The following is a 26,072-nucleotide window of genomic DNA, read 5'->3' as shown; positions in this document are numbered from 1 at the left end:
GGTCGGTGGCGGGCCGGACGCGGGGTCAGATACGGCCCGCCAGCATGCGGGTGACCGGGCCCAGGGAGCGCTGCTCCGCCTTGCGGCCCGCCACGAACGAGGCGGCGCCTATCGCCACCGCGCCCGCACCGGCGCCCGCGATGACGGCCTTGCGCGCGTTGAGCAGCACCCAGGCGGTGGAAGCGGTCGACGCGACCTTGCCGGCCGCGGACCCGAGGGCCTGGCGGCTCGCCTCGACGCCCTTGATTCCGGCGGCCTTCGCGGAGCCGACCGCGTCCGTGGCCTTGTCCGTGGCCTTCGCGGTGGTGTCGGAAGCGGCGGCCTTGGCGCTGCCGGCCGCGTTCGCGGCCTTCCCGCCGCCGTTCGAGGCGGCCGACTTGGCGCTGCCCGCCGCGCTCGCGGCCTTGCCGGTGGCGCCGTTGGCGGCGCGGGTCGTGGTGGAGGTTGCCTTTGTCCGGGTGTTCTTGTCCTGTTCAGTCATGCTCTTCGGGTATCCGCTGAGGGCCGTGACAAACAGTCATCCCTTCTCCGGGGCCGGCCGTGTCAGTCCCAGCAGGTCCCGGGCGGGCCCGGTGGGACGCGGGCCCGTCGGCCAGACCGCGCGCAGGTCGCGGCTCAGCCGGATGCCCTCGACCGGGATTTCGACCAGGCGGCGGGAGGCCAGCTCCTCGCCCACGGCAAGTTCGCTGAGCACGCTGGGGCCGGCGCCGCTGACCGCCGCCGCCTTCACCGCTGTCGTGGAGGCGAGTTCGAGGAGCGGGGCGGCGAGGCCGCCGTACCCCGCGAGGGCCGCGTCCAGCACCTGCCGGGTGCCGGAGCCCTTCTCCCGCAGGATGAGTGACGCCTCGGCCAGCTCCCGCGCGGCCACCGGGCGGCGCCGGCGGGCCCACGGGTGGCTGGTGGCCGCGACCACGACGAGCCGGTCGTGGCCGATGACGACGCCGTCGAGCCCGTCGGGCACGGCCAGCCCCTCCACGAAGCCCAGGTCGGCCTCGCCGCCGAGCAGACGCTGCGCGACGACGGCGGAGTTGCCGGCGAGCAGGGAGACCGCCGTACCGGGCCGCTGTCCGTGCAGCGCGATCAGCCAGCCCGGCAGCAGGTACTCGGCGATCGTCATACTGGCCGCGACGCGCAGCCGCGAGTCCCGCCGCCCGCGCAGCGCCTGCGCCCCCGCGTCGAACGCCTCGGCCGCCTCCACCACCCGGCGCGCCCAGTCGGTGACGAGCGCGCCCGCCTCGGTGAGGCGCGAGCCGCGCGGCGAACGGTCGACCAGGGCGACGCCGAGCTGCCGTTCCATCGAGCGGATACGACTGCTCGCGGCGGGCTGGCTGATGCCGAGCTCCCGCGCCGCGCGCCCCAGGCTGCCGAGCCGCGCGACGCCCAGCAGCAGCTCCATGGCGCCGAGGTCGGGCACCCGGTGGGCGAGCGGTGCCCCGCCTCCCCCGGCGCGGGGGTCGTGTCCCGGACCGGGCCCTGTACCAGCGTCATGGCGACTCATAACATCAGTTTATGACCCCATAGGGGAATCGTCCCTGGTGGGGGTCGGCCGGGGCGCCCAGTGTGGGCGTATGGCCACCTATGCGCAGCCGCGCCCCCTCGTCGCCGCCCCGCGTCTGCCCGCGCTGCGCCATCTCGGGCCCAACTGGTACGCCACGGTGATGGGTACCGCCATCGTCGCCAACGCCGGCGCCGGCCTCCCCTTCGCCGTCCCCGGCCTGCGCCCCGTGCTCACCGGCGTCTGGGGGCTGTCCGCCGTGCTGCTCGGTGTGCTGCTTCTCGCGCGCGCGGGCCACTGGGCGTACCACCGCGACCAGGCGGGGGCGCACCTCCTGGACCCCGCCGTGGCCCCGTTCTACGGCTGCCTGGCCATGGCGCTGCTCTCGGTCGGCGGCGCCACCGTGACGGTCGGCGGGGACGTCATGGGCACCGGCGCCGCCCTCGCCGCCGGCACGGTGCTCTGGAGCCTGGGGACGGCCGTCGGTCTGGCGGCCGCCGTCGCGATCCCGTACCTGCTGGTCGTACGGCACCGGGTGGAGCCCGGCAGTGCCTCCCCGGTGTGGCTGCTGGCGGTGGTGGCGCCCATGGTCTCGGCGGCGCTGGGGCCGCAGCTGGTCCCGCACCTGCCCGGCGGGCAGTGGCGGGAGGCGATGCTGCTGGGCTGCTATGCGATGTTCGGGCTCAGCCTGCTCGCCACGCTGGTGATGCTGCCGCTGATATTCGGCCGCCTCGTTCACGGCGGCCCGCTGCCGCTCGCGCTGACGCCGACGCTCTTTCTCGTACTCGGCCCGCTCGGTCAGTCCGTCACGGCGGTCAACACGCTCGCCGACGTCGCTCCGGGCGCCGTCGGAGCGCCGTACGCGGACGCGCTCGGCGCCTTCGCGGTCCTCTACGGCGTGCCCGTGACGGGCTTCGCGCTGCTGTGGCTGGTGCTCGCGGCGGCCATGGTGGTCAGGGCGGCCAGGCAGGGCATGCCGTTCGCCATGACGTGGTGGGCGTTCACCTTCCCGGTCGGTACGTGCGTCACGGGCGCCGCCGGGCTCGCCCGCCACACCGGGCTCGACGCCCTCGGCTGGCTGGCGGCCGGCCTGTACGCGGCGCTCGTCCTCGCCTGGGCGGTCGCGGGCGTACGGACGCTGCGCGGTGTGGTCAGCGGAGCGCTGCTCGCAGCACCCGGGGCGCCTCGGCCAGGGACGGCCCGTACCAGGTGAGGTGGCGACCGCTGACGAGCGCGGCGGGCAGCCCGGGGAACGCCTCGGGCCCGTCGTCCTCGGTGAAGCGGTAGGGCTCGTCCGGCAGTACGACGAGGTCCGCCCCGGCCGCGCGCAGTTCGTCAAGGGGGACGCGGGGGTAGCGCTCGGCGTGGCCGGCGTAGAGGTGGTCGACGCCGAGTCTGGCCAGCAGGTCCCCGGCGAAGGTGTCCCGGCCCAGGACCATCCAGGGCCTGCGCCAGACCGGCACGACGGCCTTGAGCCGCGGGCCGTCGCCCCCGGCGACCGGCCCGGCACCGCTCCAGGCTTCTTCCGCCGCGTCGAGCCAGCCGGGCCGGGTGGTCAGGCCGCAGCCCGCCGTCAGAACCCGGTCCAGCTCGGCAAGGGCCTGCGGAAGGTCCCGGATCACGGTGACCATGACGGTGAGCCCGGCCTGCCGGAGGGCGGCGAGGTCGGGTTCGCGGTTCTCCTCCTCGTTGGCGAGCACGAGGTCCGGGCGCAGCCGTACGACGGCCTCGACGTCCGGGTTCTTCGTCCCGCCGATGCGTACGACGTCGAGGTCGGCCGGGTGGCTGCACCAGTCGGTCGCCCCGACGAGCAGCCCCGGCGCGCTGACCGCCACGGACTCGGTGAGGGACGGCACGAGGGACACGACGCGCATGACGGCCCGCCCGCCCGTCAGCCGTCGGCGCGGGCGCTGCCGCCGCCGTCGTTGCGGGTATCGGTCTCACCGTCGTCGTCGTGTCCGACCGTGCCCGCCGCCGCGACTACGAGGATCCGGGTGCCCGCCTCGGTGGCCCGCCACCGGTGCCGTACGCCTCCGGACAGGAACAGCGTGTCACCGCGCTCCAGCCGGTACGCCCGCCCTTCGGCCTCCACCTCGGCGGCGCCGTCCGCGATGTACATCAGCTCGTCGCCGTGGTGCTGGAACTCGCGGCCGGTGTCCTGCTCCCCGGTGTACTCGGTGGCCCGCAGCTGATGCCTGCCGCGCACGACGCACCGCACGTCCGCGCCGCCGTCCCCGCCGTCGTACTGCCCGGCCCGTACGACGTCGACCGTACGTCCCGAGTCCGCGGCGTCGATCAGTTCGGCCGCGGTGGTCTCCAGCGCCTTGGCCACCCGCTCCAGGGAGCGCGTGCTGGGTCTCGCCCGCTCGTTCTCGATCTGGCTGAGGAACGGCACCGAGAGCCCGCTGCGCGCCGCGACCGTGGCCAGGGTGAGGGCCAGGGACTTGCGACGCCTCCGGACGGCCGTACCGACCCGAAGAGTTTCCTTGTCGTCCATCGCTCCGGCTCCCTCCCTGTCTCGTGGTCGTCAACACTGAGTGCAGCCTACGCAGCTTCGCTCGCCGGTTTCGTACATACGTCAGGGAAGGCCCCCTGTCCAGGACAGCACCGAGGGGCGGACCTCGCCACAAGACGAGGCCCACCCCTCGGTGAGCTGCGGTGACGCGACCGCCGGCGGCTCAGCCGGCGGCCGGTGCCAACTTCTCGGCGATGCCCGCGTCGACCTGGGCGGCCGCGGTGGGCCGCCGGGAAGCCGCCGCTGCCCCGGCGTCCCCCTCGGACGTCCCGGCGACCGGCGCCCACTGGTCGGCCAGGCCCGGGTTCTCCCTGAGCCAGGCGCGGACGGCGTCCTGTTCTTTGCCCTTGCCGCCCGCCTGGATCTTCGCCTCAAGACCCGTGAGCTGCTCCTCGGTCATCCGGAAGTCCTTGAGCCACTTCCCGACGGCCGGGTTCTCGTCGGAGAAGCCCTCGCGCGTGAGCGTGTGCACACCGTCGCCCTTGCCCCAGGCGCCCTTCGGGTCCTTGAGCTTCTTCAGGTCGTAGGTGCTGTACGCCCAGTGCGGCGACCACAGCGTGGTGACGACGGGCTCCTTCTCGTCATACGCGCGCTTGAGCTCGGCCAGCATGCCGGGGGTGGAGCCGTCGACGACCTCGTACTCGCCCTCCAGGCCGTACTCCTCGAGAACCTTGTCCTTGAGGAGGCCCATCATCCCGGCGCTCGGCTCGATGCCGATGATGCGGCCCTTGAACGTGTCCGACCTGCCCTTGAGGTCTTCGAGGGAGTCGACGTCCTTCATGTACGAGGGGACGGACAGCTCCAGGGACGTCGGTCCGTACCAGGAGCCCATGTCCTCCAGCTTGTCCTGGTACTTCGCCCAGTACTTCTCGTGCGTGACGGGCAGCCAGGAGTCGGTCTGGATGTCGATCTGGCCGGTGGACTGGCCGGTGTAGAGCGAGCCCGCCTCGTACTGCTCGGCGTCGACCTCGTACCCGCGCCGCTCCAGCAGCTCCTTCCAGAGGAACGTGGACGCGATGCCCTCGTCCCAGGGGATGTAGCCCATGGAGATCTTCTTGCCCTTGCCGACGTTGCCGGGGTCGTCGGCGTCGGCGGCCTTCGTGCCGCCGAACACACTCGTGCCACCGGCGACGAGGGCGAGTACGACGACTCCGGCCAAGGCGACGGCGGGCTGCGGGCGGTAGTTCCAGAGCTTCGCGCCGCCCGGCCTGCCCGTCTCCCTGGCCCTGGCGAGCGCGCGGCGGCCGAGCGGGGAGATCTGCGCGCCGAGCGCGCCGGTCATCCGGTCGAGGTACATGGCGAGGACGACGATGGACAGACCGGCTTCGAAGCCGAGACCGACGTCGACGTTGCCGAGCGCGCGGTAGACCGCGCCGCCCAGGCCGCCGGCGCCGACCATGCCGGCGATGACCACCATGGACAGGCCCAGCATGATGACCTGGTTGACGCCGGCCATGATCGTCGGCAGGGCGAGCGGGAGCTGTACGCGCAGCAGGGTGTCGCGGGGGCTCGTACCGAACGCCTGGGCGGCTTCGACGAGGTCGCCGTCGACCTGACGGATGCCGAGTTCGGTCATGCGTACGCCCGGGGGCAGCGCGAAGATGATCGTGGCGATGATGCCGGGGACCGCTCCGACGCCGAAGAACAGCACGCCGGGGATCAGGTAGACCATGGCGGGCATGGTCTGCATGAAGTCCATGACGGGGCGGGTCGCGGCGCTGACCGTCTTCGAGCGCGCGGACCAGATGCCCAGGGGTACGGCGACGGCCAGCGTGATGACGGTCGCGACGAGGACCAGCGAGAGGGTCGACATGGCGTCGTCCCACATCTCGACCGAGTCGATGAGCGCGAAACCGGCGAAGGCCAGGGCACCGGCGGTCAGGCCGCGCAGCCGGCACGCGACGACCGCGAGGATGCCGGCGAGCAGGAGGGGGTGCGGGGCGGCGAGAACGGTGTAGATGCCGTCCTGCATGCCGCTGATGACGGTACTGGCCGCGTCGAAGACGGGCGCGAGGTGGGTCTGGAGCCAGTCGACGGCGTCGTTGACCCACTCGCCCATGGGGATCCTAGGCACGGGCGATCACCTTGCTCGTGGGGCGGTCCGGTGCGGTGGCGTCGCTCGTGGACCGGTCCGGTGTCGTGGCGTCATTGGGCTTCGCGGTGTCGCCGGGGCTCCTGGCGTCGACCGGGCCGGCGCCCTCGGGGTGCCGCCCGGAGGTCATCGGTTCGCCGAGGACCGCCAGCAGCCGGGCGCGCCCCACAACGCCGATGAGCGTGCCATCGGCGCCGGTCACGGCGACGGGCGCGCCGCTGGTGGAGCAGGGAGTGAACAGTTCGACGATCGGGGTGTCGGCGGGAACGGTCGCGGGGGCCGCGTCCAGCACGTCCCGCGCGTCGCGCAGCTCCCGGCCGTCGTCCGTCCTCGTACCGAAGGCGGTCCCGGGGTCCGTCATGACGGCGCCCGCCGTGAGCACGCGGGAGCGGTCCACGTCCTGGGTGAAGGAGGCGACGTAGTCGTCGGCCGGAGTGACGAGGATGTCCTCGGCGGTGCCCAGCTGGACGATGCGCCCGTCGCGCATGACGGCGATGCGGTCGCCGAGGCGCATGGCCTCGTTGAGGTCGTGGGTGATGAAGACGATGGTTTTCTTCAGGCGCTTCTGGAGTTCGAGGAGCTGGTCCTGCATGTCGCGGCGGATCAGCGGGTCGAGGGCGCTGAACGACTCGTCCATCAGCAGGAGATCGGCGTCGGTGGCGAGCGCGCGGGCCAGGCCGACGCGCTGCTGCATACCGCCCGACAGCTCGTCGGGCCAGGATTTCTCCCAGCCCTTGAGGCCGGCGAGTTCCAGGGCCTCGGTGGCGCGCTTCTCGCGTTCGGCGCGCGGGACGCCCTGTACTTCGAGGCCGTACCCGGCGTTCTCCAGAACGCTCCGGTGCGGGAACAGCGCGAAGTGCTGGAACACCATGCTGATCTTCGAGGACCGTACGGCGCGCAGCGCGGCGGGGTTCAGCGCGGTGAGGTCCTGTCCGTCGAAGAGGACCGTGCCCGCCGTCGGCTCCAGCAGCCCGTTGAGCATCCGCAGCAGCGTCGACTTGCCGGACCCGGACAGCCCCATGACGACGAAGATCTGGCCCGGCTCCACGGAGAACGAGGCGTCGATCACCGCGGCCGTCGTCCCGTCGGCGCGCAGCTCGTCGCGGTCCGCTCCGCTTTCGAGCCTCCGTACCGCCTCTTCGGGTCGTCTGCCGAACACTTTGTACAAGTGGTCGGCCTGAAGCCTGGACACATACACCTCACGTGTTGAACCGGGGAGCGGTACGGATTCGGCCCGCCGGCCCCGTCAAGAAGTTGAAATCCCAACGGGGTCCGCTCCGGGGCCGCGCCTGCCCTTACGTGTATAGGCCAAACACAAGAGTGATCCACTTCACGCACCGGCCGCCGGCACGGCGTACGGCATCATCAGGGTGTGACGCGACGCCTGATGCTCCTCGACACCGCTTCCCTCTACTTCCGCGCGTACTTCGGGGTTCCCGACTCCGTACGCGCCCCGGACGGCACGCCCGTCAACGCCGTACGCGGCCTGCTCGACTTCATCACCCGGCTCGTCCAGGACCACCACCCCGACGACCTCGTCGCCTGCATGGACGCCGACTGGCGGCCGCACTGGCGGGTGGAGCTGATCCCCTCGTACAAGGCGCACCGGGTCGCGCTGGAGACGGCGACCGGGCCCGACGAGGAGGAGATCCCGGACACGCTCTCGCCCCAGGTACCGGTCATCGAGGACGTGCTCGACGCGCTGGGGATCGCCCGGGTGGGCGTCGAGCCGTACGAGGCGGACGACGTGATCGGCACCCTGACGGCACGCGCCACCGGGCCCGTCGACATCGTCACCGGCGACCGCGACCTCTACCAGTTGGTGGACGACGCCCGCCGGGTGCGCGTGCTGTACCCGCTGAAGGGTGTCGGCTCGCTCCAGGTCACCGACGAGACGTGGCTGCGGGAGAAGTACGCCGTGAACGGTCCCGGGTACGTCGATCTGGCGCTCCTGCGCGGCGACCCGAGTGACGGACTTCCGGGCGTTCCCGGGATCGGCGAGAAGACGGCCGCGAAGCTCCTCGCGGCGTACGGCGACCTCGCCGGGATCATGGCGGCGGTGGGTGACCCGATGTCCCGGCTGACGCCGTCGCAGCGCAAGCGGCTGGACGAGTCGCGGGACTACATCGCGGTCGCGCCGAAGGTGGTGCGCGTCGCCTCCGACGTACCGCTGCCGGAATTCGACGCCGCGCTGCCCGCCGAGCCGCGCGATCCGGCCTCACTCGCCGAGCTGGCGGCGCGGTGGGGACTGGGCGGGTCGCTGGAGCGGCTTCTGACCACCCTGCGCGGCTAGGCTGCTACCGTGACTTAGGTAAGCCTAAGCATGGTCTGAGCGCGCGAGAGTCAGGGGACAGCGCCGTGGCAGAACGAACGGCTCGCAAGACACCGCAGGCCCGTGAGGCGCAGGTGGTGCGCACCGAGCGGATCACACCGCACATGGTTCGTGTCGTCCTGGGCAGTGAGGGGCTGGCCGGACTCACGGCCGACGAGTTCACCGACCACTACATCAAGGTGCTGTTCCCGGCGGCCGGAGCGGTCTACCCGGAGCCGTTCGACATGGCCCGGATCCGCGAGGAGTTCCCGGCCGAGCAGTGGCCGGTCACACGGACGTACACGGTGCGCGCGTGGGACGCCGTACAGCGCGAGCTGACGGTCGACTTCGTGGTGCACGGCGACGAGGGCCTGGCCGGCCCGTGGGCGGCGCGGGTGCGGCCCGGTGAGACGGTGCGCTTCCTGGGCCCCGGCGGCGGTTACGCGCCGGACCCGGCGGCCGCCTGGCATCTGCTGGTGGGCGACGAGAGCGCGCTCCCCGCGATCGCCGCGTCCCTGGAGCGGATGCCGGAGGGCGCCGTGGTGCACGCCTTCGTCGAGGTGGCGGGCCCCGAGGAGGAGCAGAAGATCGGCACGCCGGACGGCGTGGCGGTGAACTGGCTGCACCGCGGCGGGAAGCCGGTGGGCGAGGCCCTGATCGCCGCCGTGCGCGGGCTCGACTTCCCGGCGGGCGACGTCCACGCGTTCGTCCACGGTGAGGCGGGCTTCGTGAAGGACCTCCGCCGCCACCTGCGCGTGGACCGCGGGATCGCGCGTGAGCGGCTGTCCATCTCGGGTTACTGGCGCCTCGGGCAGGACGACGACGCCTGGCGCGCGGTCAAGCGCGAGTGGAACGAGCAGGTCGAGCGCGAGCAGGAGCCGGCCGCCTCCGCCTGACCCTGTTCCGTACGGACCGCACTCGGCCCCCCTCCGGCACCCGGTGGGGGGCCTCGCCGGTCCTCCGTACGGCCCGGCTCCCCCGCCCGGCACTCACCGGGGAGCCTTGCCACCTCCGTACGTACGGGCGGACTCGTCCACCTGCGCGAGTCTGCGCAGCGCCATGAAGACCGCGTCGCCCATCACCGTGCCGATCACCACGCTCTCCACCAGGTCGTCCATGGCCGCCCGCCCGGCGACGTACGCGAGGTCCGCGCGGGCCACCGCCTGCGCGGCGTCCGCGTAGTCGTCCAGCACGCGGGCGAAGCCGCCGTGCCCCAGCCGGCCGAGCGCGGCCAGCGCCGCCACCAGGGCGCCGACGGCCGGGTTGCCCGGATCGACCCGCCATGCGCGGCGGGCGATCAGTGCGGCCACCTCCTCCCGGGCCGCCGCCGCCTCGTCGTCCGTCTCGTCGCCGTGCCGCTTGATGATGCTGTTCGTCGCCTGACCCAGTACGTCGTGCACCGGCCGGCCGGGATCGTCGACCGCCGCGAGGACCTCCCGGATGGCGGCCACCTTCAGCCCGCCCACGTCGAGCAGTGCGCGGATCAGCCGCAGCCTGCGCTCGTGCGTCTCGTCGTACGCCGCCTGGTTCGGGCTGGTCAGCAGCCCGGGCGGCAACAGCCCTTCCCGTACGTAGTACTTGACCGTCGGCACGGGAACCCCCGTTCTGCGACTCAACTCACCGATGCGCACTTCGCGTTCACCTCTCCCTGCTTGCCAAGTCCCCATCTCATCATAGATAGTTCCGCTATCGGATAGCAGAGAGTGTCACTATCTATTTCTGAGAGGGGAATCCCTGTGCGCATCACGGCTTCATCCCGTCCATGGCTCGCCTGGCACCGGCCGTTGCTCGTCTTCTCCGCCGTGATGGCTGTCCTCGCCGCCGTCTCGGCGGTGGGGATGGCCGTCGACGACCGGGTACTGGCGGGCTCGGCGATCTGGTTCAAGCCCCTCAAGTTCTCGGTGTCGCTGCTGATGTACGCGATGACGCTGGCCTGGATGCTGTCGCTGGCCACGCGCGGCCGCAGGGTGGGGTGGTGGGCCGGCACGGTCGTCGCGGTGACCGGTGCGATCGAGATGGCCGTCATCGTCGGCCAGGTGGTCCGCGGCCGGCGAAGCCACTTCAACTACGCGACCGCCTTCGACGCGCTGCTGTTCAACGTCATGGCCGTGACGATCGTGACGCTGTGGATCGGCTCACTGGTCATCGCGGTGCTGCTCTTCCGCTCCCGGCTGGCCGACCGCGCCTCCGCCTGGGCCGTCCGGCTGGGCGCGGTGATCGCACTGATCGGCGCCGCCCTCGGCAATCTGATGACCCAGCCCACCCCCGAACAGCAGGCGGCCGGCGGCCGGGGCGTCTCCGACGTGGTCGGGGCGCACAGTGTCGGGGTGCCGGACGGCGGCCCCTCGATGCCGCTGACGGGCTGGTCGACGACCGGCGGGGACCTGCGCATTCCGCACTTCGTCGGCATGCACGCCCTTCAGCTGATCCCGCTCTTCCTGCTCGTCCTCGTCGCGCTCGCCCCGCGTCTGCGCCGGCTGCGCGACGCGCGGGTGCGACTGCGGCTCGTGCTGGTGGCGTCCGCCTCGTACGCCGCCGTCCTCGCCCTGGTCACCTGGCAGGCACTGCGCGGCCAGGCGCTGATACACCCGGACGGCGCGACACTGACGGCCGCGGCCGTGATCGTGGCCGGCTCGTTCGCGGGAACGCTCGTATCGCTGCGTACGACTCCCTCACGGGAAGCGCCGGAGCCGGTCCCGGACACCACCACCAAGGAGCTCGCCGCATGACCGGAGTCCTCTTCGAGATCACCTTCTGGCTGGCCGCGCCCGTCTGGCTGCTGCTGATCCTCGCGCCCTCCTGGGGGCCCACCACGCGGCTCGCCGCGTCACCCTGGACCGTCGCGCCGGTCCTCGTCGTCTACTTCACCATGGCCCTCCAGGTCTTCCCCGAACTGTGGGCGGCGGTGTCGGCGCCCGACATCGACGTGTTCCGCGATCTGGTGCTCAAGGCCAACGGCGCCGGGGCGGTCTGGGCGCAGATCATCGCCTGGGACCTGCTGATCGGCCAGTGGATGTTCCTCGAGGCGCGCAGGCTCGCCATCCATCCGCTGGTCATGGGCCCGCTGCTGGTCCTGACGATCCTCCTCTCGCCCTTCGCCCTGCCGCTCTTCCTGGTCCTGCGCGTGGTGAGGAGCAGGAAGACGATGAAAGAGGCAATGATCTCCGTACAGGACCAATCCAGGGGGCCCGCGGCTCCGAATGCGCTGTGAAGCCCGTTCTGGGCCTCACCGGACCGCACCGTGGAGGAAAGCCGCGTGAACGAAGTCGTGCACATCGGGGGTATCGCCCCCGCGCCGCCCGATCTCCAGGAGCTGCTGGGGAAGGTGGCGCGGGGCGACCGTGACGCCTTCGGCCTGATCTACGACGCGGTCTGCGGGCCCGTCCTCGGCCTGGTGCGCGCGGTGCTCCGCGATCCCGCCCAGTCGGAAGAGGTCACCCAGGAGGTGCTGATCCAGGTCTGGCGGGGCGCCGCGCGCTTCCAGGCGTCACGCGGCTCGGCCATGACCTGGGTGCTCACGCTGGCCCACCGGAGGGCCGTCGACCGTGTGCGGTCCGCCCAGGCGTCCTCGGACCGCGAGCGGAAGGCGGCGATGCTGGAGCAGACGCCCGCCTACGACGAGGTGACCGAGGAGGTGGAGAGCCGTCTCGAACGCGAGCAGGTACGCCGCTGTCTGCGCACCCTCACGGAACTCCAGCGGCAGTCGGTGACGCTCGCCTACTACCGGGGGCTGGCCTACCGCGAGGTGGCCGAACTGCTGGCCGTACCGCTCGGCACGGTCAAGACTCGCCTGCGCGACGGCCTGATCCGGCTGCGCGACTGCCTGGGGGTCGGCGCATGAACACCGCGGAGCTGCACACACTGACCGGGGCGTACGCCCTGCACGCCCTCGGCCCCGAGGAGCGCGCGGAGTTCGAGCGGCACCTCGACGACTGCCCGCCCTGCGCCCAGGAGGTGCGTGAACTCGGCGCCACCGCGGCGCGGCTGGGCCTCGCGGTGACCGTGACACCGCCCGCCGGGCTCAAGGAGCAGGTGATGCGGCGGATCACCGCCGAACGCCAGGACCCGCCCAAGGTCCAGCAGCCCGTCCCGGGCGCCGCCGCCGGGCGCCGGGGACGGACGCTGCCGCGTCTGGCGCTCGCCGCCTGCCTCGCGGCCGCCACCGCCTTCGGCGGGGTGGCGGTGTGGCAGCACCAGGAGGCGCGGGACGCCCAGGAGCAGGCCCAGCGGTCCGAACGGCGGTCCGAGGCGCTTGCCTCGGTGCTGGCCGCGCCGGACGCCAGGGTCACCACCGGAAAACTGACGGACGGCGCGACCGCCACGGTGGTCGTCTCGCGCGACCGCGACAAGGCCGCGTTCCTGGCCTCCGGCATGCCGGAGCCGCCGAGGGGCAAGGTGTACCAGCTGTGGTTCGACGACGGGGGCACCATGCGGTCCGCCGGGCTGATGGACCGCTCGGTGCTCGCACGGCCGGCGCTCGCGATGCTGATGGACGGTCCCGTCGGCACCGCCCGGGCCATGGGCATCACCGTCGAACCGGCGGGCGGCTCCCCGCAGCCGACCACGGCCCCCCTGGCCCTGATGGACTTTCCGGCCGCTTGACGCGGACCGGCGGGAACAACCCCCGGCTGGGACAACCCTGGCAGGAGACACCGGAATGCGGGAGCGCGAATGAATGTCGCCGTGGTGCTGTTCACCTCGGACCTGCGGCTCCACGACCAGCCGGTGCTCGGCGCGGCGCTGCGCCGGGCCGAGCAGGTGGTGCCCCTGTTCGTACGGGACCGGGGGGTGACGGAGGCGGGCTTCGACGCGCCCAACCGGCGTGCCTTCCTGGCCGATTGCCTGGCCGGCCTGGACGCCGGGCTGCGTGAGCGGGGCGGGCGGCTGGTGATCCGTACCGGTGATGTGGTGGACGAGGTCTGCCGGGTGGTGGCCCAGTGCGGAGCCCGGGAGGTGCATGTGGCGGGCGGGGTCACCCACTACGCGTCGCGCAGGGAGGACCGGCTGCGCACCGCTCTCGGGAACGTCCGCTGTGCGCTGCACGTCCACGACGCGGTGGTCACGGCGGTGACGCCCGGACGCGTCACCCCGGCCGGGCGGGACCACTTCGCCGTCTTCACGCCGTACCTGCGCAAGTGGGAAGCGGCCGGGGTGCGCGACGTCGCGCCGGCCCCCCGGTCCGTGCGGGTGCCGGACGCGGTCGGAAGCGATCCCCTGCCGACGCGTCGAGCCGTCACGGGAACGTCGCCCGCTCTGGCGAAGGGCGGTGAGCCGGAGGGCCGCGGACGGCTGCCCGCCTGGCTGGCCGACGGCGTCGAAGCATACGGAGAACGTCAGGACGACCTGGCGGGCGACGCGACGTCCCGGCTGTCGCCCCACCTCCACTTCGGCACTCTCTCCGCGGCCGAGCTGGTCCACCTCGCGCGCCGCAGGGGCGGCCCCGGCGCGGCGGCGTTCGTACGCCAGCTCGCCTGGCGGGACTTCCACTACCAGGTCCTCGCGGCCCGCCCCACCGCGTCGTGGACCGACTACCGCACGCGCGGCGACCACTGGCGTACGGACGAGCGGGAGATCGCCGCCTGGCAGGAGGGCCTGACGGGGTATCCCGTGGTGGACGCGGCCATGCGCCAGCTGCGGCACGAGGGGTGGATGCACAACCGGGGCAGGCTGCTCACAGCGAGTTTCCTGGCCAAGACGCTGTACGTCGACTGGCGCGTGGGCGCCCGGCACTTCCTGGATCTGCTGGTGGACGGGGACGTCGCCAACAACCAGCTCAACTGGCAGTGGGTGGCGGGCACCGGTACGGACACCCGCCCCAACCGGCTGCTCAACCCGCTCGCCCAGGCCAGGCGGTTCGACCCGAGGGGCGACTACGTGCGCCGGTGGGTGCCCGAGCTGGCGGGGCTGGCCGGGGCGGCCGTGCACCAGCCGTGGACGGTGCCGGGACCGGAACGGGCTCGGATCGACTACCCGGATCCGGTGGTGGATCTGGCGGAGGGCCGTGCCCGGTTCGAGCGGGCGCGCGGTCTGAACTGACCGGGGACGGGCTCCTGCGAGCCCTGCGCGGGCGCCCCGCGGCAAAAGAGGCCGGCCGGATCCGCGGAAGGACCAATCCGCGGGTGCGGCGGCACCGAATAGCGGGTGTGAGCGGAGATCAGGAAGCAATGGCAGCACGGGGCGACGCTCCTGGGCGGGACAGCGCCCCGAGTCGTGACAGCGCGTCCGGCGCCTTCGCAGGCCCTCTTCGTACGTACCCCTTGAAGGAGAACACCACCATGAACACCACCCGCTTCCAGCGCATCGCCGTCGTCGTCGCAAGTGCCGCGCTGCTTCCGCTGTCGCTGACCGCCTGCTCCAGTGACGACAGCAAGGCCGGCGGCGCCGCGGGCTCGCCGGGCGCGGCGGAGGACTCCTCGCGGTCCTCCGAGTCCGCCGATTCCGCGACGGGCAGCCAGGCGTCGTCGTCGGACAAGCCGTTCGGTCCCGGGTGCGCGTCGGTTCCCGAGGACGGGGCCGGCAGCTTCGACGGTATGGCGAAGGACCCGGTCGCGACGGCCGCATCGAACAACCCCGCGCTGTCCACCCTGGTCACCGCGGTCAAGAAGGCCGGCCTGGTGGATACGCTCAACAGCGTTGAGAACATCACGGTGTTCGCGCCGACCAACGACGCCTTCGCGAAGATCCCGAAGGCGGACCTCGACAAGGTACTCAACGACAAGGCCACGCTCACCAAGATCCTGACCTACCACGTGGTGGGGCAGAAGCTGACGCCTAAGCAGCTTGAGAACGGCTCGTACGAGACGCTCCAGAAGGGCATGCTGACGACGTCCGGCTCCGGCGAGTCGTACAAGGTCAACGATGCGGCGAATGTGGTCTGCGGCAACGTCCCGACGGCCAACGCCACCGTCTACATCATCGACACCGTCCTGATGCCCAAGTAGACGGACCGCGTGGCGGGCTTGAGCCCCCGGCCCTCCCGTGACCGGCCGCTGACCGCCCCCTCCGTGACCGGCCGACCGACCCTCCCATGACCGGCTGCCCGGCCGGTCAGCCGGCCGGGCGCTCCGGGATGCCGGCGATGCGCAGCGCCGCGTCCGCCGTCGCGGCGGCGAAGACCTCGGGCGCGCGCCCGGGGTCGGAGCGGTGGATCAGTATGACGCCCTCGATGAGCCCGAACACGAGGTCCGTACGGAGCGCCAGCTCCCCCTCACCGAGTGCGCCGCACTCCTTCGTCGCGGCCAGCAACCGCCCGTAGGCGTCCTTGAGATCGGACCGCACCCGGCGGAAGCCGGCGAACGCCTCCGTACGCACCTCGGGGAGCAGGTAGAGCGCGCCGAGGTTGTGCGGGCCGCCGCACAGCAGTTCGACGTCGGAGCGGCAGAGTTGCCAGAGCCTGACCTCCGCCGACACCGTCGGGTCGTCGAGCAGGCGGTGAGCGAGGACCAGGGACGGGGCGACCGTGGACTCCAGGAGGCCCGCCAGCAGCTCCTCCTTGCCCGCGACATAGTGGTACATCGTCGCCTGGCGCATCCCGGCGCGCTCGGCGACGGCACGGGTCGTCGTGGCCGCGTAACCGCGGGTGGTGAACAACTCCGCCGCCGCTTCGAGAAGTTCCTCGCGGGGTGTCAGTCCGCTGTCCGGCCGCTGCTGGGCGCGCGGCCGGCCGACCCGCCGTCCTGTGGTGCTCATGCGGCCGATCGTCGCATATCCACGCCCCCTCCCCGTTCCTGCCGCGCGCTGCCCCGCCCTACCGCGCCCGCACCGTGGCCAGCACCTCGCGGTCCGGCTGGAGTGTGAGCGCCGGCACCGGCCGTATCTCACCCGGGTCGACATCGAGGTCGAACCGCCGTGCCACCACGGCCAGCACCAGCACCGCCTCCACCATGGCGAACCGCGCCCCGAGGCAGGCCCGGGGCCCGCCCCCGAACGGGAACCACGCGTACTCCGGTATCTCGTCGCCGCCGTCCGGGTCCCACCGCTCGGGCCGGAACTCATCCGGCTGCGGGAACCACCGCGGGTCGCGATGAGTGGCCCACTGGCTGCTCCACACCCGCGTCCCCGTCACCAGCGGCAGCCCACCGATCCGCGCGCCCTCCCTGGCCACCCCTGTGAGCAGCCAGATCGTCGGATACAGCCGCAGCGTCTCTTTCACCACCGCCTGCGCGTACGTCAGCCGCGCGTAGTCGTCAAAGCCCGGCTCGCGGTCGCCGAGCACCCGGTCCAGTTCGCCGGCGAGAGCCTCCCGCACCCGTGGATTGCGTGCGAGCAGGTACCACGCCCACACCAGCGTGCTGCTGGTCGTCTCGTGGCCGCCGATGTACAGGGTGACGGTCTCGTCGCGTATCTCCTCGTCCGACAGCCGCTCCCCCGTCTCGTCCCGGGCGGCGAGCAACCGGCTCAGCAGGTCTGGACGCTCCTCGTCACCTCGCCGGTGCCGCGCGACGACGCGGGCGACCTCGGCGTCGATGACCTCGGCCGCCCTCTTGATCCTCGCCCGCCCCGGCGTCGGTACCCAGTCCGGGAGAAGCGCCCCGATGCCGCTGAACTCCGCGCCTATCTCGCGCTGGGCGACGTCCATGGCCCGCCCGATCGCCTGGGCGTCGGCGTCGGTGTCCGCGCCGAAGATGGTGCGTACGGCGATGCGCTGGGTGAGGGCGGCCATCTCCCGCTTGATGTCGATCCGTTCGCCGTCCGACCACCGGTCGGCGAGCTCCACCGCGCACCCGGCCATCGTCGCGGCGTACGACCGCACCTGCTTGGGCCGTACGGACGGCTGCACCAGCGACCTCTTCCGCCGCCAGTCCGGCCCCCGCGCCACCACCACCCCGTTGCCCATCACCGTACGGAACGCGATGCCGAGCGCGGGCTGGTCGAAGGTCCGCTCCGTCTCGGTCATCAGCTCGCCGATGTGCTCCGGGTCGGCGAGGAAGAGCGAGGGTTTCGGGCCGAACCGCCAGCGCACCATGTCGCCGCGCGCCCGCAGCCGTTCGAAGAAGGCGAGCGGGTCCTTCCCGAACTGCGGAAGGTTCCCGAGGACCGGCACCCCGCGCGGACCGGCCACGGTCGTCCCCGGCCTGTTGGGCCGCGGCCCCTCGGGCTGTGCGCCGACAGCCGCACCGGTGTCCGTGGTCATGACGGGTCTCCCCTGCTCAGGTGGTGCGCACCGTGTCGTGCGCTCCGCGTGACCCCATCGAAGCGCACAGGTCCGACACCGCACCACCCCTGTGGATAACCATCAACCACACGTCACACAGGCCCCGTTGACAACACCCGCACACCAATGCGCCGCTCCCCCTCAGGTTTCCAGGTGGAAGCGGCGCACCAGCGGCACTCAAGACCCAACAGGCCAACAGGTCCAACAGGTCCAACAGGTCAACGTCACGCCGGCCCCCACCCTCTCAGCCCGCCAGCCCCTCAGTCCTCAGCCCTCAGCCCCTCAGCCCCTCAGCCCACCGACGAGTACGCGACAACGCCGCGCAGTACGGCATCGACCGCCTTGCGCGCGTTCTTCGTGACCGTGCTGCCTTCGGCCGAGGAAGGCGCGGCCGCCGCGATCTGTCCCAGTACGTCGATGACCTGCTTGCACCAGCGGACGAAGTCACCCGCCGGCATCTCCGCCTCGCGCAGCACCTCGTCGAGGCCCTTGCCCGACGCCCACATGTACACCGCCCAGGCGAAGCCGAGATCGGGCTCGCGCTGTCCGACCCCCTCAGCCTGGTTGATCTTGAAGTCCTCCTCCAGGGCGTCGAGCCGGCCCCAGATGCGGACCATCTCGCCCAGTGCGATCTTCGCGGGCCCGGTCGGCACCTTCGGAGCGACCGCGTCGTCCGCCTGGCGCGCCTCGAAGACCAGGGCCGAGACGCACGCCGCCAGTTCGGCCGGCTTGAGCCCTTCCCACACGCCCTCGCGCAGACACTCGGACGCGAGCAGGTCGAGCTCGCCGTAGAGCCGGGCGAGCCGCTTGCCGTGCTCGGTGGCCTCGTCGCCGCGCAGATAGTCCAGCTCGGTCAGCAGGGCGTAGATCCGGTCGAAGGTACGGGCGATGGTGTTCGTCCGTCCCTCGATGCGCCGCTCCAGCTGCTTCGTGTCCCGCTGGAGACGGTGGTAGCGCTCGGCCCACCGGGCGTGGTCCTCGCGCTCGTCGCAGCCGTGGCACGGGTGCGCGCGCAGCTCGGTGCGCAGCCGCGCGATCTCACGGTCGTCGGCCGCGGCGGCGCGCTGCTTGCGCTGCCGCTCGGGCGCGATGTGCCCGGCCTTGGTCCGCAGCGCGGAGGCCAGATCGCGCCGCGACTGCGGACTGCGGGCGTTGAAGGACTTCGGGATGCGCATCCGTTCCAGTGCCTCCACCGGCACCGGGAAGTCGATCGACGCGAGCCGCTTGACCTGCCGCTCGGCCGTGAGCACCAGGGGCCGAGGCCCGTCGTGCTGGTCGAATCCGCGGTGCCCGTTGGCACGTCCGGCGGGCAGCCCCGGGTCCAGCACCAGCGCCAGTCCCGCGAACTTGCCGGTCGGCACATGGATGATGTCGCCGGGCTTGAGCTTCTCCAGCGACGCGGCCGCCGCGACCCGCCGCTGGACGGCGCCCTGCTTGGCCAGCTCGGTCTCGCGCTCCTTGAGATCGCGGCGCAGCCGCGCGTACTCCTCGAAGTCCCCCAGGTGGCAGGTCATGCCCTCCCGGTAGCCCCGGATGCCCTCTTCGTTCTTCTGGACCTGCTTCGAGATCCCGACGACCGACTTGTCGGCCTGGAACTGCGCGAAGGAGGTTTCCAGCAGCTCGCGCGACCGGTGCCGTCCGAACTGCTGCACCAGGTTGACCGCCATGTTGTACGACGGCCTGAAGCTGGAGCGCAGCGGATACGTACGCGTCCCGGCCAGACCGGCGAGCGCGCCCGGGTCCATGCCGCGCTGCCAGAGCACGACCGCGTGGCCCTCGACGTCGATGCCGCGCCGCCCGGCCCGGCCGGTCAGCTGCGTGTACTCGCCCGGGGTGATGTCGGCGTGCTGTTCGCCGTTCCACTTGACCAGCTTCTCCAGCACCACCGAGCGGGCCGGCATGTTGATGCCGAGCGCCAGCGTCTCGGTCGCGAATACGGCCTTGACCAGCCCTCGCACGAAGAGCTCCTCGACCACCTCCTTGAAGGTCGGCAGCATCCCGGCGTGGTGCGCCGCGATGCCCCGCTCCAGGCCCTCCAGCCATTCGTAGTACCCGAGGACGTGCAGGTCCTCGCCCGGGATGGAAGCCGTACGCTCCTCGACGATCTCGCGCACCAGCAGGCGCTCGTCCTGGTCGTTGAGCCGCAGTCCCGCGTACAGGCACTGCTGTACGGCGGCCTCGCACCCGGCCCGGCTGAAGATGAAGGTGATCGCCGGCAGCAGGCCCGCGCTGTCGAGCCGCTCGATGACCTCGGGCCTGGCCGGCGTCCAGATGCGGCTGCGCTGTCTGCGCTCCCGCTCGCGGTCCGCCTCCCGCATGTTCCCGCGGCCGCGGCCTCGCGCGAACGGACTGCTGTTCTCCATCCGCGCCATGCGCACCAGGTCGGGGTTGACCTCGCGACGGCCGCCCCGGCCGTCGTCGGACTCCTCGAAGAGGTCGTACATCTTGCGCCCGGCGAGCACGTGCTGCCACAGCGGCACGGGCCGGTGCTCGGACACGATCACCGCGGTGTCACCGCGGACGGTGTCCAGCCAGTCACCGAACTCCTCCGCGTTGGACACGGTCGCCGACAGCGACACCAGCGTCACCGAATCCGGGAGGTGGATGATCACCTCTTCCCAGACGGCCCCGCGGAACCGGTCCGAGAGGTAGTGCACCTCGTCCATCACCACATAGGCGAGCCCGCGCAGCGCCTGCGATCCCGCGTACAGCATGTTGCGCAGGACCTCGGTGGTCATGACGATCACCGGGGCGTCCGGGTTGACGCTGTTGTCGCCGGTCAGCAGCCCGACCTTGTCGGCGCCGTAGCGTCTCACCAGGTCCTGGAACTTCTGGTTCGACAGCGCCTTGATGGGCGTGGTGTAGAAGCACTTACGGCGCTCCGCCAGCGCCAGGTGCACGGCGAACTCGCCGACGATGGTCTTGCCCGAACCGGTCGGGGCGGCCACGAGCACGCCCTTGCCGGCTTCGAGGGCTTTGCACGCCTCGACCTGGTAGGGGTCCAGATCGAAGTCGTACAGCTCACGGAAGGGGGCGAGCTGGGTGGCCTGCTCGGCCGTGCGGATCCGGGCAGCGGCGTAACGCTCAGCTGGTGAAAGGTCCTCTGTCATCTTGTCTTCGAGCCTACCCGCCACGTATGACAGTCAGCCCGATCTTTAAATACGCGGACCGAGCACCCGCACCGCACCCGCCACGCACTCGGCGGTGAGCGGCAGCGGCCCGAGCGGTTCCCCGTCGGCGTACCCGGTGATCCCCGCTGCCACCAGCTCGACCCTGGCCGCCCGGTGGACGGCGACCTTGGGGTGGCCGAGGTGCGTCCCCCGGTACACCTGGGGAAAAACCTTGATCAGGGTCGTACGGGAGCAGTCCCCGACCACCGTGACGTCGAAGAGCCCGTCGTCGGTGCGCGCACCGGCGCAGATCCGCATCCCGCCGCCGTACGAGGTGCCGTTCCCGACGGCCACCAGCGTCGCCTCGACCTCGTGGACATCGCCACCGTCAAGCGTGATCCGGTACGGCACGGGTCTGAAGGAGGCCAGCTCCGCGATCATCGCCAGGTCGTACTTGAAGCGCCCGAGGGGCCACCGCATCCGGTTCCCCCGGTCGTTGACCCGCGAGTCGAACCCGGAGGCCAGCACCGTCCCGAACCAGGTCTCCCCCACCCGCCCCAGGTCCACATCCATGAGCCGCCCGCCCTTGAGCGCCTCGGCGGCCAGCCGCCCGGCCCCGGCCGGGTCCCGCACGGGCAGTCCGAGCGTACGGGCGAAGTCGTTGCCGGTCCCCACGGCGATCACGCCCAGCGGCGTGCGCGTCCCGGCGACCGCCTGGAGCGCGAGCGAGACCATCCCGTCCCCGCCGACGGCTATGAGGGCGCCGGTCCCGCCGCCGACGGCGTCGCGTGCCCGCCGCAGCGCGTCGTCCGCGTCCTGACCGAGGACCGTGCGTACGGAGAATCCGGCGTCCCGCAAAGCGGAAGCGGCCGGCTGCGCGGCGTGCGCGCCCCGGCCGCGTCCGGCGGTGGGATTGACGAAGAGGGTGATCTCACTGGTCACCCGGCGGACCCTACAAGGTCAGGTGACGTCGTCGTAGCCGTTCAGCTGCTTGCGTCCCGGCCCGAAGCTGTCGGCGCCGGCCTGCTCGGGAATGGCGCGCGCGGCGGGAACGGCTTCGATCCCGCCGACGGGCTCGGGGGTGAGGTCGAGCACGGATGCCTCGTCGTCGTCCAGTTCGGCGTCCGGATCGTTTCGCCTGCGGCGCTTGTCATTGAGCAGCGCGAAACCGACCGCCACGAAGTACAGGACGATGATCGGACCGGCCAGCGCGAACATGCCCACCGGGTCGGTGGACGGCGTGGCGATCGCGCCGAAGACGAAGATCCCCATGATGACGCCGCGCCACCACCCGGCCATCCGCTTGCCGGTGACGACACCGGCCGCGTTCAGCATCACGAGCAGGAGCGGCAGCTCGAAGGAGAAACCGAAGATCAGCACCATCCTGGTGGTGAAGTCCAGGATGGTGTCGACCTCGAGGAAGTTGGCCGCGGTGTCGGGGGTGATGCTCAGCAGCACCTTCATGCTGACCGGCATGATCAGGTACGCCAGGTACACGCCGGCGGCGAAGAGCGGCACGGCCGCGGCGGCGAAGTAGTACGTGTACTTCTTCTCGGTCTTGTGCAGGCCGGGGGCGACGAAGGCCCACAGCTGGTACAGCCACACCGGGCAGGACACGATGATGCCCGCCATCAGGACCACCTTGACGGTCGTCGTGAACGGCGAGAGCAGGTTGTTGTACGAGATGGTGGCGCACTTGCCGCCGGTCTCGATCACGTCCTTGGCGCACCGGGGCACGGGCGAGGAGAGGAACTCCATCAGCTCCTGGCTGTAGAACGCCGCGGCCACGGACGCGACGACGATCGCGAGCATGGCTTTGGTGAGCCGGTTACGGAGCTCACGCAGATGGTCCGCGAGCGGCATGCGCCCCTCGGGGTCCTTCTCCTTGTTGTTCGAGCGGGCAGGCTTGAGCAACCCACGTCCTCATCTCGTGCGGCAGGCCACGATCCGCGACCTTGGGTCAGCGCTGATGCGTTTCGGTGGGCTCGGCGACGGGCCGGGCGCTGGTCACGTCACCGGGCGCGGCCTTGATCGTCCGCGGGGCCGGGGCCGTCTGGTCGGCCGGCGGGTCGGCGGGCGCGGGGTCCTGCCCCTCCGACTTCATGGCCTTGGCCTCGCTCTTGAGGATGCGGGCCGACTTCCCCAGCGAACGCGCCATGTCCGGAAGCTTCTTCGCACCGAAGAGCAGGACGACGACGAGGAGGATGAGGATGATCTCGGTGGGGCCGATCTGTCGGAACATAAGCGTTGTCTACCTTCTCACCGAGGCGGCATGGGCTGAGCTGCGAGCTGCGGCCGCCCGGACGTGTGTCCGCATCGCGACCGACTGCGATCGTAACTCGCACAGGTAAACGTCGAGCAATCCCTGTGCATACTTTCCTTTTGCGGCCCGCGCCTCGCTCCTGGAACCGCTGCACCAGCGTACCGTCCGGTCCCCGGCCGCCTGCCGCCGCGCCTGCTACCGCCAGGCTTCGCCGGTGCGGGCCAGGTTCTCCGCCGCCCGTTCCAGGTTCTCCGCCGCCTTGTTGATCTCCTGGGAGGTGTCGGCGACCTGCCGCCCGAGGCGCTGGACCTCGATGAACACCCGGATCGCGAGAACACCCAGTACAGCGAGACCACAGAAACCAAGAGCGATTGCGAGCATCGGCCAGAGCATGCGCAGAGCCTAGACGCTCAGACGGTGGAGTGGAGCCGGAGCGTCCGGACCCCGCCCCCGGTGAGCAGTTCGACGATGCGCTCGCCCGCCGGTTTGCGCACCGCCGCCTCGCACTCCGGGCAGGTGAACGAGTAGAACGTCGTACGGCGGCTGGCGCCGATCGCCAGGCGCAGGGAGCCCGCCGACAGTTCGAAGCGGGCACCGCAGTCGGGGCAGCCCGCCCTGAAGAGGACCGGGCCCACCTGGGCATGGATTCCCTGAGCGGGGATCCCTGGCAGTAGCGACATGTCCACCTATCTCCTTAGACCTGGCCGGGGCTCTCGTACGCCGCGAGCGCCTCGCGGGCCGCTTCCCGCGCGCTGACCGCCAGTTCCGGCGGCGACACGATGTGGCCGTCCCTGCCGAGCCGCAGCGCGAGCCGCCGCAGCGAGGCGGGTTCCGGCGTGCGCAGGGTGATCCGCAGGCCGCCGTCGGGCAGCTCCTCCGCGCTGTCGTGCGGGTAGTACTCGGCGACCCACCGGCCGCCGGGCCCGACCTCCACCACGACCTCGGGGTCGTCGGCCGAAGGCTGCACCAGCCCCTCCGACAGGTCGCGCAGCTCGATCTCCGGCGGTACGGACGGCTCGTCCAGCAGTTTGATCTCGGCGACCCGGTCGAGGCGGAACGTACGCCGCGCCTCGGAGAGCCGGCACCACGCCTCCATGTACGTGTGGCCGACGGCGAAGAGCCGGATGGGGTCGACCTCGCGCTCCGTGAGCTCGTCGCGCGCCGGGGAGTAGTAGCGCAGCCACAGCCTGCGCCGCTCCGAGATGGCGCGGTCGACGTCGGCGAAGACCCCGCCCTCGGATTCGAAGGTCACCGAGAGCCGGGAGCTGGCGCCCGCCGCCTCGCCCGCCGCGGCCTCCAGCTTCGCCGTGGCGCGCAGCAGTGCCTGCCGGTCACCTTCGCGCAGGCCGGGCAGTGTGGAGACGGCGCGGGCGGCGACGAGCAGCGCGGTGGCCTCGTCGGCGGCGAGCCTCAGCGGCTCGGCGACGTCGTCGGGGTTGTGCCACCAGATCCGGTCCCCGTCGGTGTCGATGTCGAGCAGGTCGCCGCCCCGGAAGCTCGTGCCGCACATGGGCAGCACGTCGAGGTCGGAGATCAGCTCGTCCTCGGTGATCCCGAAGGCGCGGGCGACATCGCTGACGTGCGCGCCGGGGCGCTCGCGCAGATACGTCACCAGGGAGAGCATCCGCCGGGTCTGGTCGATCGCGTTCGTGGCCATGGTGACTGTTCCTCGGTCCTTCTCAGTCCTTGGCCACGGCGCGCAGCCGGTCCACGACGTCCGCCCGCAGATCAGCGGGCTCCAGTACGACGACTTCGGGGCCGAGCTCGACGAGCCAGGCGTCGAGCCCGTGACCGTACGGGATCGCCAGCTCGTCCCAGCCGTCGCCCAGGTCCCGCACGGCGGTGGCCCTGGCCCGGAGCGGGTAGCCGGAACCCTGGCGCAGCTTGATCAGCGCGCTGCGGGTGGCGGTCTCGCCCGCCCAGCTCTCGACGGTCTCGCGTACGGTCACGACGTCCGGCACCTCGGCGGTGAAGGAACCGGCGCGCGAGCGGACCTTGCCGGTGATCCGGGAGAGCCGGAAGACACGCTCGGCGCCGCGCTCGCGGTCCCAGCCGGCGAGGTACCAGTGGCCGCGCCAGCACTCCAGCGTCCACGGCTCGACCTGTCGGGTCTCGGCGCGGGCGGAGTTAGCCTTGCGGTAGTCGAAGACGACGGGGCGCCGGTCGCGGCAGGCGAGCATCAGCGGCTCGAAGGCCGTCTCGTGGACCGGGATGCGGGGTTCGAGGGCGCTCTGGTGGCCTTCGTACGGGTCCTCCGCCTCCGGCATGCCCGCCGCCCGCAGCTTCTGGAGCGCGCCGCTGGCGGCGCCGGCGAGGCGGGCCTGCTGCCAGACCTTGGCGGCGAGGCCGAGTGCGGCGGCCTCCTCGGCGTCGAGGGTGATCGCGGGCAGGCGGTTGCTGTCGCGGCGGGCCAGGTAGCCGACGTCGCCGTCGAGGTTCTCGACGGTTTCGATGACCAGGCCGAGTTCGCGCAGATCGTCCTTGTCGCGCTCGAACATCCGGTTGAAGGAGTCGTCGGTGCCTGCCTCCAGGTAGGCCTCGATGGACTCGCGCAGTTCCCGCTTGCTGAGCGGGCGCCGGGTCCCGAGCAGGCACAACGCCAGGTTCATCAACCGTTCGGCCTTGGCAATCGCCATCGGCACCCTCTCTCTTGCTCTACGACCCTCGACCGTACCGCCCCGGGGTGTCGCGGCAAAAGCCGAGGGCCCCACGCCGGACGGCGTGGGGCCCCTCTTGTCTGGCCTGGTGCTGCTTGATCAGACGGCGACGAGGTCGCAGACGAAGATCAGCGTCTCGCCCGGCTTGATGACGCCGCCGGCGCCACTGTCGCCGTAGGCGAGGTGCGGGGGAATGATCAGCTCGCGGCGGCCGCCGACCTTCATGCCCTGCACGCCCTGGTCCCAGCCGGCGATGACGCGGCCGGCGCCGAGCGGGAACTGAAGCGGCGTGCCGCGGTTCCAGCTGGAGTCGAACTCCTCGCCGGTCGAGAACGCCACACCCACGTAGTGGACCTTGACGTTGTGGCCCGCCTTGGCCACCTCGCCGTCGCCCTCCCAGATGTCCCTGATCTGAAGGTCCTTCGGCGGCTCTCCACCCGGGAAGTCGACCTCGGGCTTTTCGATGCTCACGGAA

27 protein-coding genes are annotated in these 26,072 nt (G+C 71.8%); 9 read left to right on the top strand and 18 right to left on the bottom strand.

The genetic code is table 11. The features are described from left to right. Positions 1–25: 25 nt before the first annotated feature. Positions 26–481, bottom strand: coding sequence for a hypothetical protein (locus AS594_RS27925; protein WP_069929603.1), 456 nt, complete (start codon positions 479–481; stop codon positions 26–28). 36 nt (positions 482–517) lie between these two features. Then, entirely contained in the window at positions 518–1,498 is a 981-nt protein-coding gene (locus AS594_RS27920) for a LysR family transcriptional regulator (RefSeq protein ID WP_079144370.1), read from the bottom strand. 70 nt (positions 1,499–1,568) lie between these two features. On the opposite strand from AS594_RS27920, the gene AS594_RS27915 reads away from it, so the two are divergent. After that, a complete protein-coding gene (locus AS594_RS27915; RefSeq protein WP_069929602.1) occupies positions 1,569–2,708 on the top strand; it encodes a TDT family transporter in 1,140 nt (379 codons plus the stop codon). Here the strand turns inward: AS594_RS27915 and AS594_RS27910 are convergent. The 4 genes from AS594_RS27910 to AS594_RS27895 all read right to left on the bottom strand — a co-directional run bounded on the left by AS594_RS27910 (position 2,647) and on the right by AS594_RS27895 (position 7,294). Further along, entirely contained in the window at positions 2,647–3,369 is a 723-nt protein-coding gene (locus AS594_RS27910) for a helical backbone metal receptor (protein WP_069929601.1), read from the bottom strand. The two genes, AS594_RS27915 and AS594_RS27910, sit on opposite strands and share 62 nt — an antisense overlap. Positions 3,370–3,386: 17 nt before the next feature. Then, positions 3,387–3,992 (bottom strand): helix-turn-helix domain-containing protein, encoded by a 606-nt coding sequence (locus AS594_RS27905; RefSeq protein ID WP_069929600.1) that lies wholly within the window; start codon positions 3,990–3,992, stop codon positions 3,387–3,389. Positions 3,993–4,173: 181 nt separating this feature from the next. Then, entirely contained in the window at positions 4,174–6,069 is a 1,896-nt protein-coding gene (locus AS594_RS27900) for an ABC transporter permease/substrate binding protein (protein ID WP_439794510.1), read from the bottom strand. 7 nt (positions 6,070–6,076) lie between these two features. After that, positions 6,077–7,294 (bottom strand): quaternary amine ABC transporter ATP-binding protein, encoded by a 1,218-nt coding sequence (locus tag AS594_RS27895; RefSeq protein WP_079144372.1) that lies wholly within the window; start codon positions 7,292–7,294, stop codon positions 6,077–6,079. 195 nt (positions 7,295–7,489) lie between these two features. On the opposite strand from AS594_RS27895, the gene AS594_RS27890 reads away from it, so the two are divergent. After that, positions 7,490–8,395, top strand: a complete 906-nt coding sequence (locus tag AS594_RS27890) for a 5'-3' exonuclease (RefSeq protein WP_069929599.1) — start codon at positions 7,490–7,492, stop codon at positions 8,393–8,395. A gap of 65 nt (positions 8,396–8,460) precedes the next feature. Then, positions 8,461–9,309 carry a siderophore-interacting protein gene (locus tag AS594_RS27885; protein WP_069929598.1) on the top strand — a complete coding sequence of 283 codons (849 nt, stop codon included), beginning with the start codon at positions 8,461–8,463 and terminating at the stop codon, positions 9,307–9,309. A gap of 93 nt (positions 9,310–9,402) precedes the next feature. Here the strand turns inward: AS594_RS27885 and AS594_RS27880 are convergent, their stop codons facing one another. Next, on the bottom strand, positions 9,403–10,044 hold the full coding sequence (locus AS594_RS27880; protein ID WP_069929597.1) for a MerR family transcriptional regulator: 642 nt from the start codon (positions 10,042–10,044) through the stop codon (positions 9,403–9,405). Positions 10,045–10,218: 174 nt separating this feature from the next. Between AS594_RS27880 and AS594_RS27875 the strand changes: the two genes are divergently transcribed. From AS594_RS27875 to AS594_RS27850, 6 genes are all read left to right on the top strand, one after another. Next, the gene (locus AS594_RS27875; protein WP_069930832.1) at positions 10,219–11,142 is read left to right on the top strand and encodes a hypothetical protein; all 924 of its coding nucleotides are present in this window, start codon (positions 10,219–10,221) and stop codon (positions 11,140–11,142) included. Further along, positions 11,139–11,624: an ABA4-like family protein gene (locus tag AS594_RS27870; protein ID WP_069929596.1), complete on the top strand. Its 486-nt coding sequence runs from the start codon at positions 11,139–11,141 to the stop codon at positions 11,622–11,624. The genes AS594_RS27875 and AS594_RS27870 overlap by 4 nt, the downstream gene beginning before the upstream one ends. Positions 11,625–11,669: 45 nt before the next feature. Next, the gene (locus AS594_RS27865) at positions 11,670–12,254 is read left to right on the top strand and encodes a sigma-70 family RNA polymerase sigma factor (protein ID WP_069929595.1); all 585 of its coding nucleotides are present in this window, start codon (positions 11,670–11,672) and stop codon (positions 12,252–12,254) included. Then, on the top strand, positions 12,251–13,015 hold the full coding sequence (locus AS594_RS27860; protein ID WP_069929594.1) for an anti-sigma factor: 765 nt from the start codon (positions 12,251–12,253) through the stop codon (positions 13,013–13,015). The genes AS594_RS27865 and AS594_RS27860 overlap by 4 nt, the downstream gene beginning before the upstream one ends. 69 nt (positions 13,016–13,084) lie before the next feature. Beyond that, positions 13,085–14,449 carry a cryptochrome/photolyase family protein gene (locus tag AS594_RS27855; protein ID WP_069929593.1) on the top strand — a complete coding sequence of 455 codons (1,365 nt, stop codon included), beginning with the start codon at positions 13,085–13,087 and terminating at the stop codon, positions 14,447–14,449. Between the two features lie 239 nt (positions 14,450–14,688). Next, entirely contained in the window at positions 14,689–15,354 is a 666-nt protein-coding gene (locus AS594_RS27850; RefSeq protein WP_069929592.1) for a fasciclin domain-containing protein, read from the top strand. Positions 15,355–15,460: 106 nt separating this feature from the next. Here the strand turns inward: AS594_RS27850 and AS594_RS27845 are convergent, their stop codons facing one another. From AS594_RS27845 to AS594_RS27795, 11 genes are all read right to left on the bottom strand, one after another. Next, positions 15,461–16,102 (bottom strand): TetR/AcrR family transcriptional regulator, encoded by a 642-nt coding sequence (locus tag AS594_RS27845; RefSeq protein ID WP_069929591.1) that lies wholly within the window; start codon positions 16,100–16,102, stop codon positions 15,461–15,463. A gap of 58 nt (positions 16,103–16,160) precedes the next feature. Continuing rightward, entirely contained in the window at positions 16,161–17,546 is a 1,386-nt protein-coding gene (locus AS594_RS27840) for a cytochrome P450 (RefSeq protein WP_069929590.1), read from the bottom strand. Between the two features lie 311 nt (positions 17,547–17,857). Then, complete coding sequence (locus AS594_RS27835) at positions 17,858–20,677, bottom strand: DEAD/DEAH box helicase (RefSeq protein ID WP_069929589.1); 2,820 nt, start codon at positions 20,675–20,677, stop codon at positions 17,858–17,860. 45 nt (positions 20,678–20,722) lie between these two features. Continuing rightward, positions 20,723–21,619 carry a diacylglycerol kinase gene (locus AS594_RS27830; RefSeq protein ID WP_069929588.1) on the bottom strand — a complete coding sequence of 299 codons (897 nt, stop codon included), beginning with the start codon at positions 21,617–21,619 and terminating at the stop codon, positions 20,723–20,725. Positions 21,620–21,637: 18 nt separating this feature from the next. Continuing rightward, positions 21,638–22,540 (bottom strand): twin-arginine translocase subunit TatC, encoded by a 903-nt coding sequence (gene tatC / locus AS594_RS27825; RefSeq protein WP_069930831.1) that lies wholly within the window; start codon positions 22,538–22,540, stop codon positions 21,638–21,640. A 97-nt stretch (positions 22,541–22,637) separates the two neighbouring features. Beyond that, a complete protein-coding gene (tatA, locus tag AS594_RS27820) occupies positions 22,638–22,919 on the bottom strand; it encodes a Sec-independent protein translocase subunit TatA (RefSeq protein ID WP_069929587.1) in 282 nt (93 codons plus the stop codon). A gap of 216 nt (positions 22,920–23,135) precedes the next feature. After that, entirely contained in the window at positions 23,136–23,333 is a 198-nt protein-coding gene (locus AS594_RS27815; RefSeq protein ID WP_069929586.1) for a hypothetical protein, read from the bottom strand. A 17-nt stretch (positions 23,334–23,350) separates the two neighbouring features. After that, positions 23,351–23,620 carry a hypothetical protein gene (locus AS594_RS27810; RefSeq protein WP_069929585.1) on the bottom strand — a complete coding sequence of 90 codons (270 nt, stop codon included), beginning with the start codon at positions 23,618–23,620 and terminating at the stop codon, positions 23,351–23,353. 14 nt (positions 23,621–23,634) lie between these two features. Beyond that, the gene (locus AS594_RS27805; RefSeq protein WP_069929584.1) at positions 23,635–24,597 is read right to left on the bottom strand and encodes a helix-turn-helix transcriptional regulator; all 963 of its coding nucleotides are present in this window, start codon (positions 24,595–24,597) and stop codon (positions 23,635–23,637) included. 22 nt (positions 24,598–24,619) lie between these two features. Beyond that, the gene (locus AS594_RS27800; protein WP_069929583.1) at positions 24,620–25,576 is read right to left on the bottom strand and encodes a helix-turn-helix transcriptional regulator; all 957 of its coding nucleotides are present in this window, start codon (positions 25,574–25,576) and stop codon (positions 24,620–24,622) included. 120 nt (positions 25,577–25,696) lie between these two features. Continuing rightward, positions 25,697–26,068: an FKBP-type peptidyl-prolyl cis-trans isomerase gene (locus AS594_RS27795; protein ID WP_069929582.1), complete on the bottom strand. Its 372-nt coding sequence runs from the start codon at positions 26,066–26,068 to the stop codon at positions 25,697–25,699. Positions 26,069–26,072: the final 4 nt, after the last annotated feature.

The organism is Streptomyces agglomeratus, assembly GCF_001746415.1.
Lineage (GTDB): Bacteria > Actinomycetota > Actinomycetes > Streptomycetales > Streptomycetaceae > Streptomyces > Streptomyces agglomeratus.
This window is presented reverse-complemented; position numbering and strand designations above follow the sequence as displayed.